5 protein-coding genes are annotated in these 12,594 nt (G+C 70.8%); all 5 read right to left on the reverse strand.

The genetic code is table 11. The annotated features are described in order from the left end of the window. Positions 1-3 precede the first annotated feature (3 nt). The 5 genes from OCT49_RS28020 to OCT49_RS28040 all read right to left on the reverse strand — a co-directional run bounded on the left by OCT49_RS28020 (position 4) and on the right by OCT49_RS28040 (position 12,398). The gene (locus tag OCT49_RS28020) at positions 4-6,369 is read right to left on the reverse strand and encodes a protein kinase domain-containing protein (RefSeq protein ID WP_283854568.1); all 6,366 of its coding nucleotides are present in this window, start codon (positions 6,367-6,369) and stop codon (positions 4-6) included. 336 nt (positions 6,370-6,705) lie between these two features. After that, a complete protein-coding gene (locus OCT49_RS28025; protein ID WP_502963425.1) occupies positions 6,706-7,587 on the reverse strand; it encodes a geranyl diphosphate 2-C-methyltransferase in 882 nt (293 codons plus the stop codon). A 16-nt stretch (positions 7,588-7,603) separates the two neighbouring features. Beyond that, the gene (locus OCT49_RS28030; protein ID WP_283854570.1) at positions 7,604-8,920 is read right to left on the reverse strand and encodes a family 2 encapsulin nanocompartment cargo protein terpene cyclase; all 1,317 of its coding nucleotides are present in this window, start codon (positions 8,918-8,920) and stop codon (positions 7,604-7,606) included. Positions 8,921-9,024: 104 nt separating this feature from the next. Beyond that, positions 9,025-10,437 carry a family 2B encapsulin nanocompartment shell protein gene (locus OCT49_RS28035; RefSeq protein ID WP_283854571.1) on the reverse strand — a complete coding sequence of 471 codons (1,413 nt, stop codon included), beginning with the start codon at positions 10,435-10,437 and terminating at the stop codon, positions 9,025-9,027. A 431-nt stretch (positions 10,438-10,868) separates the two neighbouring features. Next, entirely contained in the window at positions 10,869-12,398 is a 1,530-nt protein-coding gene (locus OCT49_RS28040; protein WP_283854572.1) for a helix-turn-helix domain-containing protein, read from the reverse strand. Positions 12,399-12,594: the final 196 nt, after the last annotated feature.

Here is a 12,594-nt window from a genome sequence, read left to right on the forward strand (position 1 = left end):
CGGTCAACGCAGGTGGAAGTAGGCGGCGTTGTGCTCGGCGATGGCGTCCCAGTCCGCGTCCGTCGGGAAGCGCAGGACGTCCCAGCCGGCGTCCTCCAGGCGGTAACCGGCCTCGACGTCGCGGGTCGAGTCGGCCGCCCGGCCGGGAACGTCGACGAACACGGCGAGGTTGGCACCGTCCAGGAGGAAGACCAGATCCGGGCAGGCCCCCGCCTCCGGGACGAGGACCTTGGCCTTGTCCGGCAGCCGGAAACCCTTCGCCCTGAGCCAGCCGAGCAGGTCGCCGCTCGCGACGAGGGCGCCCAGATCCGTCTCCAGCGGGGTCGGCGCGGGCGCCGAGGGCTCCGGGGCCCCGGAGGGCGTGCCGGAGGTGCCGTTCGCCGCCGGGGCCAGCCTGCGGAAGCGTTCGCTGCGGGACTCGCCGCGGTCCTCCCGTTCGGTACGGGCGGTGGCCAGCCGGGCGAGCAGCGGTTGCGCGCTGTACCGGCTCAGCTCGCGGTGGTGCGTCTGGTTGGCGTAGGTCAACAGGCAGGCGTAGCAGCCGCGGGCGCACTTCTCGCCCTCTCCCGGGCCGCCCTCGTCCTCGCCCGTCTCCGGGTCGAAGTGGCAGATCTCCAGGGCTGTCCGGGCGGCCCTGGCGAGGGCGTCCTTCTCGTGCTGGATGCGCCGCAGCACACCGGCGCCGCCCTCGGCCGCCTCCGTGAACAGGACGCGATGCCGCGGGCCGTCGTCCGGAGGCAGCAGTTCGGCGGTCAGCTCGGAGTCCTCCAGCTCGAACGCGGCCTCGATGCCCCGCTCCAGCGCGTACAGGAACGACAGGGCCACCGGCTCGGGCTGCGGCTCGTCCAGGGTGAGCACGAGGATATTGCGGCGGTCCTCCACATAGGGCAGGACACGCTTCTTGCGGCGCTTCTCGTTGCCGTCCTGGTCGACCACCGGCATGCCGGTGCCCTCGATGGCGTCCGCCGCGGCCCGGTCGTTGAGCCAGCGGCCGTCGCCGAGATCGAGCCAGTAACCGTCCGGCTCGTTCTCCTTGTCGTGGACCCGGCCGAGGTTGGTGATGCGGACGGTCGCCGAGTCGCCGTAGTCCAGATCGAGGACCGGCGCACCGTCGGTGTCGGTGACGTGCGAGGTGAGGCGTCCCTTGCGGGCGCCGTGGCCCTGGAACGCGTACGAGGTCTCCAGACGGAAACCGGCCCGGCGGCGCTCCTCCTCGTCGGAGGAGATCCGCTCGCGCGGGGTGGTGTACACGGTGTGCAGGTGGAGCAGGCCGGTGCGCTTGTTCCGCAGGTTCTCCCCGCACATCGTGCACAGGTCCACGCCGGGCTTGACGACGTGGTGGTAACCGCAGTTGTCGCAGCGCTGCGTCTCCGCCGTCGGCAGGTCGCCCGAGGCGTCCGGCGGCAGTTGCACGCGGGTGACCTGGTAGCGGGCGCCCTCGTGGTAGATGAGCGCGCCGGGGCCGAACTCCCGGATCGCGAGGAACCGGGGACGCTGGAGGTAGTCCCCGTCGGCGTTGCGGCGGTTGCCGGAACGCGGGATGTACGCGGCCAGCGGGAGCCGCGGGAAGCTGTAGCCGGGCAGGAACCCCTCGGACGCCAGATAGCGGTACGGGTTGAAGTCGCTCATCACCGACTTGCTGTCGGACGAGCGGTTCAGCAGCAGGTTCGTCTGGGTCTCGGCCTCGCGGCGCCGGCTGCGGGCCCGGCTCTGCTCGCCCTGCGAGAGCGTGTGGTCGACGACCCGCTTGTTCTGCTCGTACTGATCGACGACGGCCGCCCGGAACAGCTCGCGCCACCGCTCGAAGGACTCGTCGAACCAGTGCGGCGCCCGGTCGATCCGGTCCTCGATCCACTCGTCGTACCACCAGGTGGTGGCCGCGAAGTCGGCGATCAGCGGGGCGAGGACGGTACGGGCGGCGGCGACCGCGCGCCGCCGCGCGCCCTCGTCCAGGGACAGGTCGCGGATGTGGGGGAGGAGCGGCAGCGGCATCTGCGGATCGGGTCGGTCGCTGCCCTCGGGGTCGTAGGCCACGTCGATGACGTCCGGGATCGCGGTGCCCAGCCTCATCCCGGTCTCCGCCAGCCAGATGCCCTGGAGGTGGGAGCGGACCAGATCCTCGTTGGCGAGATCCAGACGCGGGGGCGCCACCTGCCCGGACACCATGTCCTGGGAACGCCGGAAGTAGTACTGGTCGTGGCTGTTGCCCGTGGCGCAGTACGTGGTAACCAGCGCGGGCTGACCGGAACGGCCGGCCCGGCCCGAGCGCTGCGCGTAGTTCGCCGGGGTCGGCGGCACATTGCGCATCAGCACGGCGTTGAGCGAGGAGATGTCCACGCCCAGCTCCATCGTCGGGGAGCAGTACAGCAGCGGCAGTTCGGCCTTCCGGAACTCCTCCTCGCGCTCCAGCCGGTCCTCCGGGGGAACCTGCGCGGTGTGTTCCCGGGCGAACAGCCCGGCCAGTTCGGCCGCCGCCGTCCGGTACAGGTCGCGGAAGAACGGGTTGACGCGCGGGCCCTCACCGCTGCTGTACGTGCGTGCCAGCGGATCGACCGCACCCCGCTCGCCGTCCCCGGCCCGCCAGACCAGGGCGGCGGCCGACACCCGGTAACCGGTGCGCTTCTCGGCCGCCCGGCGGCGGAAGGCGGGGCCGGAGTACTCGGGGGCCGCCTCCACCTCGCGCACCAACTCCGCCTGGAGCAGCACCTTCAGCAGGTCGCCGATGACGCTCTGGACATCGTCCAGTGACAGGGCGCGCAGCTCGGGCACGTTCCGCCGGAGGTACTTGCCGAACTTGCCGCGGGCCGACAGGAACAGCGCGGAGCGCTCCATGCCCGGCCGCGAACCGTACGGGTACGCGGTGCCGACGGTGGGCTTGTCGCTCTCGCTCAGGACCCACGGCCCGACGAGGCGTTCCTCGCTCGCCCGCTGCAAGGTGTCGAAGTCGTCGCGGAAGTACTGGACGTCGATGGCGAGGGCCCGCCGCATGTGGTCGAGCAGCGTGCGGGCGACCTCCTCGCGCAGGGCGGGGTCGGCGTCGCGCAGCACGGCGTGCGCGGACTGCCAGCGCTCCGGCCGGGCCGCGATCCAGTCCAGGTCCTCGTAGTCGATCCGCAGCAGTCCCGTCTGTTCGAGGTTGGGCATCGTGATGCGCCAGCCGCGCTCCAGGTCCCGGTAGAGCCGGTACCCCACCACATCGCGGAAGGCCTTCGCCGCACGGCGTTCCATGGAGGGAGCGAGGGAGGCGGCTCCGGCGTACTCACGGGGCGACAACCCCATCACCCCGGTCACCGCCTCGGCGAGGTCGTCGTGGCGCAGCCCCTCCTCGCCCGCCTGCGCCGCGGCCCGGTACAGCGCACCGCGCAACTGGGTCACCTGCGCGAAGTCGTTGAAGTGGCCGGCCTGGAGCGAGGCGTCCTGCCGGTTGTCGACGAAGGTGAGGAGCTTGCGCGCCTCCTTGCCCAGGCTCTCCTCGGGCACCGCGCGCAGGGACTTCACGATCGACGCGGAGATCAGGGAGGTGGCCGACGAACGCCCCTCCTGGTCCAGGGTGGCCAGCTTGGCGAAGTCCCGGCCGCGGGTCTGCTCGTAGGAGACCTGGCAGTGCACGCAGAACAGGAACGGCGCCGGGACGAACGCCGCCACCAGCCCCTCGCCCGACTCGTTCCCGAACGCGTCCACGACGACGCGCCTGGGCACCCGGGGCCGGTAGGACTTCTTGACGACTGTCACGCCCTGCGCGTCCGGCTCCAGCCACGACTCCGGCAGCCGCCTGTCGTCCACGGCGCTCTGCGGATCGGCCGGCCACTCGTAATCCTCCCCGGGCATGCCCAGGTACAGGTAGCCCTCGCCGTCGCGGCCGCCCGAGGCGGAGGTGTTGCGGCGCGGCTCGTACTGGTACGCGCCGTTCTCCTCGGAGCGCCAGACGGTCAGGTACTCCTGGCCGCACTCACGGCAGAACGCCAGCGGGAACAGCGGCTTGCCGTCACTGTCCGGCTGCTCCAGCTGGTAGGTGCGGGTGAGCGGCCGGGTGAGCGGGTCCTCCAGCGTGGTGTAGACGGTGTCGCCCTTGGAGAGGAACTGGTGCAGCCGGAAGGCGAACAACGGCCGCTCCGTCACCGGGTGCTTCGCCTGCGAGCCCGCCTCCAGAGTGGCGCGGATCGCCTCGCGCACCCTCTCGTCGGACACCCCGGACTCCGCGGCCAGCTCGGCCGCCGCACTCTCGACGGTGCCCGGTGCGCAGCGGCGGAGCCGTCCCGTGCCCTCCTCGTGCTCCAGACCGAACCGGGACTCCACCCAGCGGGCCAGCGAGTCCTTCGTCAGCGCCTCGTACGAACGGGGCGCCGCGGACGACCGCAGCCGCTCGGCGGGCACGGTCGCCGGGGCCTCCCCGGTCGCCCGGACGAGGGTCTCGCCGATGACCCGCTTCGGCAGCACCGTCGTACCGAACAGCCGGCCGGCCACCCTGGCGACCTCGCGCTGCTGGTCCTCCCAGGAGCCCTCGGTGGACATGGTCGCCGAGGTGCCGATGCACTGCAGGGTCGTCGAGGCCCGGCAGGCCTCACGGACCCGGCGGATCAGGAACGCCACGTCCGCGCCCTGCCTGCCCCGGTAGGTGTGCAACTCGTCGAAGACGAGGAACTGCAGACCGTCGGCCATCCGGATCAGGCTGGACCGGTCGTCCGGCCGGGTCAGCATCAGCTCCAGCATCACGTAGTTCGTCAGCAGGATGTCCGGCGGGTTCTTGCGCAGCTCCCGACGCTGCTCCTCGGACTCCTGGCCGGTGTAACGGGCGAAGGTGACCGGCTCGCGCCCGGCCCCGAAACCGTGGTGCAGGTACTTCTCCAGCTCCTTCAGCTGGGAGTTGGCCAGGGCGTTCATCGGGTACACGACGATCGCGCGGACCCGGCCCCCCGCGCCCGGACCGGCCGCCTCGCGTTCCTTCAGGACGTGGTCCACGATCGGGACGATGTACGACAGGGACTTCCCGGAACCGGTGCCGGTGGTCAGCACGTAGGAGTCGCCCGCCTGCGCGGCCTCGATCGCCTGCCGCTGGTGGAGGTGGAAGGTGAGCGGACGGCCGTCCGGGCGCGGCGAGGCCTCCTTCTTGTCCGCCTGGAAGATCTCCGCGCACCGGGGGTGCAGCACGCCGTCGCGCACGAGCTCGGTGACCTTGCCGCCATCGGCGAAGAACGGGTTCAGCGACAGCCACGGGTCGGGCCACTGCGACTTTGCCGCCAGGTCGTCCTTGACGAAGCCGTCGATCCGGGCGTCCCGGAACACGGTCGCGCTCCGGGTGAAGTCCTCGTACTCGCGGATCAGGTCGGCATGGATGCCGAAGACGTCCATCGTCTCGGGCAGGCGCGGCTGCCGGCGCGGCACGGGTGCGGGCACGGCGGGGGTACGCTCCGGCAGCAGGGCCCGCAGCCGCGCCACCGGGTCCATCACCTGCCAGTGCGGAGCCAGCAGGGCGGCGGTGTCGTCCGGGGCGAGTGCGAGCGGGACCAACGCGTCATGGACCAGCGCGGCGTTCTCGGGCCGGAGCTCGGCGTCCTTCTCCAGGAGCCGGTCCACGAGCCGGACCAGTCCGGCGGGCAGGTCCGGGCGGACCAGGGTCAGCGACGGCGGCTGCTCGTGCTGGTGCTGCTCGGAGAGCTCGAACGGGGTTCTGGCGGAGAACGGCGGCTGCCCGACCAGCAGTTCGTACAGGATGCAGCCGAGTGCGTAGAGGTCGGCGAGTGCGGAGACGCGTTCGGCGCGGAACTGCTCGGGGGCCATGTAGCGGGCCGTGCCGACGCTGACGCCCGTGCTGGTCAGGCGGGTCTGGTCGGGATCGTCGACGATCGTGCCCATGCCGAAGTCGAGGATCTTGACCGTGCCGTCCCCGGTCAGCATCACGTTGGCGGGCTTCAGGTCGCGGTGGACGACCCCGGCCGTGTGCGCGGCGGCGAGACCGGAGGCGATCTGCGCACCGGCGGCGGCGGCCCAGGAGACCGGGAGCTGAGGCTCTTCGTCAATGAGGTCCGCGAGCGGATGACCGTCCAGCAGCTCCATGGCGAGGTAGGGCAGGCCACTGCCGCCCGGCGCCCCGTCGATGCCGCCGTCGATCAGCCGGGTGAGGTTCGGGTGGCCCTGGGAGAGCATGCGCATGATCCGCACTTCGCGGCGGAAGCGGTCGACCTCCTGGTTGGACCCCGAGGTGTCGACGGCGATCCCGGTCCGGCCGCGCAGCACGGTCTTGACCGCGACCTCCCTGTGCGGGGAGTCCGGGGCGGCCTGGAGGTCTTCGGCCCGGTGGACTTCGCCCATGTTTCCGCGCCCCACGATTCCCTTGATCCGGAACCGTGCGCCGACCGTCTCCGGGCTCATGCCCCTCCCCGTTCCACTTGTCGCGTACATCCCGTGGGGAGTGTACACCAACGCTCTGTTGACCCAAGTCGGATTGATGTGTTGACATCGTCAACACGCTCGGTGTCGTGGTTCGCGAAGGTGGCTTCGGCGGTATGGCGGATCGGACGGGCGGTGCTGTGAGAGGCGGTCGGTGAACGCGTGCGGCGATACGGCGGCTTGCGGCTCCGGTCGCGAGCGGGCAACTGCGCCGAGGGCTCCCCTCCGCAGGAGTTCGGCCTGCGGAGGGGAGCCCTCATGGATTCCGGTGTCGGGGCGCCGGCCCCCTGTGCCCGGTCGGCGGGAGGCCGGACGCGGTCAGACGCGGTCGGCCGCGATCAGGAGGTACTGGAAGGAGCCGTCCTTGTAGGAGTTGATGAACGCGTCCTCGATCCCCGTGACCAGCGAGGACGTGGCCCGCAGCTCCCAGTAGGGCAGGGTGTCGGGGGTGAGGTCGATGACGGCCTGCGGCACGAGGCGGTTGTCGGCCATGGCGCGCAGGTACTCCCGGCGCGAGTGGATGTTGCACTCGAAGTGCGCGTTGATCTGCGAGACCCACTTCGAGGGCTGGCCGTACCGCGGGTTCCAGCAGCCGGTGATGGTCACGTAGCGGCCGCCGACCGAGAGGACGCGGGAGTGCTCGGCGAAGAGGTCGTGCAGGTCGACGTACATGCTCGACTCGTTGTTCCACGAGGCCGCGGCCGACCCGGTCTCGAAGGGAGTGGCGAGCATGTTGCAGACGCGGGCGCGGACGTGGTCCTCGAGACCGAGCTCACGGGCCCGCCCGTTGGCGAAGTCGGCCTGCTTGGCCGACAGCGTGACGCCTTCGACCTTGCACCCGAAGCGCTGGTGCGCCATCATCATCGTGCCGCCGCGGCCGCAACCGGCGTCCACCAGGGTGTCGTCGCGCCCGATGTCGCCGAGCTGCCCCAGGAGGAACTCGGCCTGCGCCGACTCCAGTCGGTGGAGCTCGGTGATCAGCTTCTTCTCGCGCTCGCTGTCCTCGGGGTCGCCGAGCGCGGCGTGGTCGACCTCACCGATGCCGTAGTGGTGGTGGTAGAGGCCGTCGACAGCGCCGAGACGCAGGTTCACGGGCCTGGCCTCCCCGTCCCAGTAGCGGGCGATGTCCCCCTGGTAGGGCGTCGCCGGGCGAGGGATGAGCGGGGCTGCGGTGGTGGCGGTGAGTTCGGTGTTGGGCACGGATGAATCCATTCTCTTACCAGAAATCGGGCAGGCTGTAGCGATAGGTGTTGGACTGGTGCCAGTGGTGGTTGCCGTCGACCCACGCGGCCACTCCCCGCAGGAAGCGCTGCACGTTCGGTACGGGGCAGGCGGCGGCCAGGGCCGCGGCCTCGGTCTCGAAGTCGTGCATCAGGTCGTTGTGGACCTCGATCGACTTCAGATAGGCGTCCCGCTCGGAGAGGCCCTCGCGCTCGGCGATCACGACGGGCAGGTTCAGGTGCTGCCCGGGAGCGTCGAGTTCCTTGGTGTACGAGTACAGGTCGTTCACGATGGTCGTCGCGTTTCCCGCGAGGGCGATGACCTTCTGCATGGCGGCCTGGGCGTGCAGGTCCGCCGGCAGTTCGTAGCCGCCGACGGTGTCGGTGATGGTCGGGCAGGGGCGGAAGTTGTTGAACTGACGCATCGCCAGGTACTCCCACACCTCCGGGACGCGCCCCAGCTGGGCCCAGGCCGCCTCGGCGAGGTACCCCATGTGCAACCGGGCCATGTCGTGCCGGAACCGGTCCGCCTGGGAGGGGCTGGCCGCACGGACGAAGTACTCCATGGCGGAGCGGTAGGCACGCCGGGGCGCGTCCGAGTGGAGCGACTTTGCCCACTGCGGCTGGTACTCCTCCGTCGTGTACAGGGGGTCGAGGGCGGTGTGCGCCAGCAGAAGGCGTTCGCCGAGGCCGACGGGCGAGCCCCCGTGGTCCTCGCAGTAGCAGTCGTCCACCGCGTTCTCGGCCACCATCAGGCGCGTGGCGAGCATCAGGTGGTCGACGGTGGGCGCGTCCGGATGGCAGCCGACCATGTAGCGGCCCACGGAGAAGCCGTCGAACTGCTCCTCCCACTCCTCGGGGTACAGGGAGACCTCGTCCAGCGCCCAGGCCTTGATCCTCCGGCTGACCTCCTCGACCCGCACCGGGTCGGGCTCGGGCACCGGGTGGTGGTAGAGGCCCGGGACCGGTACGCCTTCCGTCGTTGCGGCGGAGGGGACCGGAGGCGTCGGCGGCTCCTCCCGCGGGACCAGGCGCAGGTCCGCCGTGCCCAGCCCGTTGGGGCCGCGCAGGAGCCGGTCAAGGTCGGCGGCCGGTGCCGGTGCGGGTGCGGCGGCGGGGGCCGGTGCGGGTGTCCCGGCCGCAGGGGGGCCGGGGAAGGGCGCGGCGGGCAGGGAAGGCGTGGCGGGCGGGCCGCCGAAGGCGGCCCCGACGTCGTGGGCGCGGGCCGCGGCGGCAGCCAGTACGTGTGTCCCGAAGCGGGAAGCGGCCTCGGGCAGGCTCGACTGCGGCGGTGGCAGCTCGGGCACGGGCATCCATGGCTCCTCGGTGGTGGGCGGCTGTCCCGGGGGCCCTCGGGCACGCGCGACCTCCCCGGCGGGGCCGGGGCGTCGCGCGTCTGCCCTCCGGGCCGGGTCCGTTACGCGGGGCGGCGGGCGATCTGCACGTTCTCCAGCACGCCGACCGCGTCCGGCACGAGGATCGCGGCGGAGTAGTAGGTGCTGACGAGGTAGGAGATGATCGCCTTCTCGTCGATGCCCATGAAGCGGACCGACAGACCCGGTTCGTACTCGTCCGGCAGCCCGGTCTGGTGCAGGCCGATGACGCCCTGGTCGTCCTCGCCGGTACGCATGACCAGGATCGAGCTGGTCTTCTCCGGCGTGATGGGGATCTTGTTGCAGGGGAGGATCGGCACCCCGCGCCAGGCCGGGACCTGCTGGCCCCCGAGATCGGTGTGGTCGGGGTAGAGCCCGCGCGCGTTGAATTCGCGCCCGATCGCCGCGATCGTCCGGGGGTGCGCGAGGAAGAACTTGGAACCGCGGCGCCGGCAGAGCAGCTCGTCCAGGTCGTCCGGGGTCGGCGGGCCGGAGTGCGTCTGGATGCGCTGCTTGAAGTCGGAGTTGTGGAGCAGCCCGAACTCCCGGTTGTTGATCAGCTCGTGCTCCTGGCGTTCGCGCAACGCCTCGATGGTGAGCCGGAGTTGCTCCTTGGTCTGGTTCATCGGCTCGTTGTAGAGGTCGGCGACCCTCGTGTGGACCCGCAGAACGGTCTGGGCCACCGAGAGTTCGTACTCGCGCGGATGCAGTTCGTAGTCGACGAACGCGCCGGGCAGCTCGTGCTCCCCGACGTGGCCGGCCGACATCGCGATCTCCGCCTCGCCGCGGTGGTTCTGCCGCCGGTTGGTGAACGACGAGAACTCTTCGAGGTGGGTCCGGAGACCCGGCGCCGTGGACAGCACGGCCGCGAAGTCGGCGCGTGACAACGTGAGCAGCGTGCCCGAGGTCTCGGCGGTGACGGTGTGCTCCCACCGGCCGTCCCCGTCCAGGAGGGCGTGCTCCCCGAACTGGTCGCCGTCAGCGAGTACGTCCAGGGCGACCTCGTCACCGTAGTTGCCGACGGAGGTCTGGTTGACGCGGCCGTGGGCGATGAGGTGGAGCTTGTCCGCGGGCGTCCCGCGCTCGACCAGCGTCTCGCCCGCCCGGAAGTCCTGCTGGACGCAGCGGCCGGCGAGCGCGGTCAGCACCTCCAGGTCGTCGAAGCCGCGCAGCATGGCCAGTTCGCCGAGTTCCCGGGGGATCACCTTGACGTTGGCGCCGTCCTGGACGAACTCCACGGTCCCGTCGCCGATGGTGTAGGACAGGCGGCGGTTCACCCGGTAGGCCCCGCCCCGGGCCTCCACCCAGGGAAGCATCCGCAGCAGCCAGCGGGAGGTGATCTCCTGCATCTGCGGGGCCGATTTGGTCGTGGTGGCCAGGTTGCGGGCAGCCGCCGTGCCCAGGCTGGATTGCCGGGGCAGCTCCGGTCGTACTTCCGGGCTCGAGTCAACAGTCATCGGACAAGCGCTCCTTGGGCAGGGCGGCGACACGCGTATGCGGACGTCATCGGGCAACAGGGGGGAAAGGGGGATGTGACGGGAATCCGTCCAGATCCAGGGGAACCCTAGTAGCCGTTTCGCTCTCCGGAACAAGGAAAGCCGCCGACGTTAACTCGATACGCTGATCATGTCCGCACGATGTTTGCCCGGGGACCGGCGTGATTCAGCCGCAATCGGCGATGCGCCTGTCAGGTGGCCGATTCGGCTCCGGCGATGCGGTAATGCGTGATGGCCCCGAGCGGCCGGAAAACCTGATCCTCCCGGCCCAACTCCCCGGACGCGCAACGGAAATGCCGCCGCGCCCTCCCCGGCCCGGCAGCGATGCGGGGCGGGAAGGGCGCGGCGGCGTTCGCGGTGAAGAAGGGGTGGAGGGGGGCGGTGTTCGCGGCTCAGATGTCGCGGAAGATCTCGATCTGCGCGCCCACCGAGTTGAGCCGTTCCGCCAGCTCTTCGTAACCCCGGTTGATGACGTACACGTTGCGCAGGACGGACGTGCCCTCCGCCGCCATCATGGCGAGCAGCACCACCACCGCGGGGCGCAGGGCGGGCGGGCACATCATCTCGGCGGCGCGCCAGCGGGTCGGGCCCTCGACCAACACACGGTGCGGGTCGAGGAGTTGGAGCCTGCCGCCGAGGCGGTTCAGGTCGGTGAGGTAGATGGCCCGGTTGTCGTAGACCCAGTCGTGGATGAGGGTCTGGCCGTGGGCCGAGGCGGCGATCGCCGCGAAGAAGGGCACGTTGTCGATGTTGAGCCCGGGGAACGGCATGGGGTGGATCTTGTCGATCGGCGCCTCCAGCTTGGAGGGCCGGACCGTGAGGTCGACCAGGCGGGTGCGTCCGTTGTCGGCGGTGTACTCCGTCGTGCGGCCGCAGTCGACGCCCATCTCCTCCAGCACCGCGAGCTCGATCTCCAGGAACTCGATCGGCACCCGGCGGATCGTCAGCTCGGACTCCGTCACCACGGCGGCGGCGAGGAGGCTCATCGCCTCGACCGGGTCCTCGGAGGGGGAGTAGTCGACGTCCACGTCTATGTGCGGGACGCCGTGCACGGTCAGTGTGGTCGTGCCGATGCCGTCCACGCGTATGCCGAGCGCCTCCAGGAAGAAGCAGAGGTCCTGGACCATGTAGTTGGAGGACGCGTTGCGGATGACGGTGGTGCCGTCGTGCCGGGCGGCGGCCAGCAGCGCGTTCTCGGTCACGGTGTCGCCGCGCTCGGTCAGGACGATGGGGCGGCCGGGGGTGACCGTGTGGTCGACCTGGGCGTGGTAGATGCCCTCGGTCGCGGCGATCTCCAGGCCGAAACGGCGCAGCGCGATCATGTGCGGTTCGATGGTCCGCGTACCGAGGTCGCAGCCGCCCGCGTACGGGAGCTTGAACCGGTCCATGCGGTGCAGCAGCGGGCCGAGGAACATGATGATGGAACGGGTCCGGCGCGCGGCGTCCGCGTCGATGGCGTCCATGTCGAGCCGGGCCGGCGGGACGATCTCCAGATCGGTTCCCTCGTTGATCCACCGGGTGCGCACGCCGATGGAGTTGAGCACCTCCAGGAGGCGGTAGACCTCCTCGATCCGGGCCACCCGGCGCAGCACCGTGCGGCCCTTGTTGAGCAGCGAGGCGCAGAGCAGTGCCACGCACGCGTTCTTGCTCGTCTTGACGTCGATGGAGCCCGAGAGCCGGCGCCCGCCGACCACCCGCAGGTGCATGGGCCCGGCGTAGCCGAGCGACACGATCTCGCTGTCGAGCGCCTCACCGATGCGCGCGATCATCTCAAGGCTGATGTTCTGGTTGCCGCGCTCGATGCGGTTCACGGCGCTCTGGCTGGTGGCGAGCGCCTCGGCGAGCTGACTCTGTGTCCAGCCCCGGTGCTGACGGGCGTCACGTATGAGCTTGCCGATGCGTACGAGGTAATCGTCTGACATGGCGAAAGGTTATCTCAGATATGAGATGAGACCTGCGTCGGGGTATGCCGTTCGGGTGAACGGGTGCGCATGACCGCGTGGCGGTCGCGCTTCCGGGCCCGTACGGGTGGTACGGGCCCGGCGCTCACCGCGGGTTCCATGGTTCCCCCGGGCCGTCGCGACGGCACCCCCTGTGCGTCCGTCCGGGGCAGGGCGG

Origin of the sequence: Streptomyces sp. ML-6, assembly GCF_030116705.1 — a bacterium.
GTDB lineage: Bacteria > Actinomycetota > Actinomycetes > Streptomycetales > Streptomycetaceae > Streptomyces.

Bases quoted from the DNA above. Each gene is read 5' to 3' on its own strand.
- OCT49_RS28035 (WP_283854571.1), bottom strand. From the start codon at position 10,437: ATGACTGTTGACTCGAGCCCGGAAGTACGACCGGAGCTGCCCCGGCAA.
- OCT49_RS28040 (WP_283854572.1), bottom strand. From the start codon at position 12,398: ATGTCAGACGATTACCTCGTACGCATCGGCAAGCTCATACGTGACGCC.
- OCT49_RS28020 (WP_283854568.1), bottom strand. From the start codon at position 6,369: ATGAGCCCGGAGACGGTCGGCGCACGGTTCCGGATCAAGGGAATCGTG.
- OCT49_RS28030 (WP_283854570.1), bottom strand. From the start codon at position 8,920: ATGCCCGTGCCCGAGCTGCCACCGCCGCAGTCGAGCCTGCCCGAGGCC.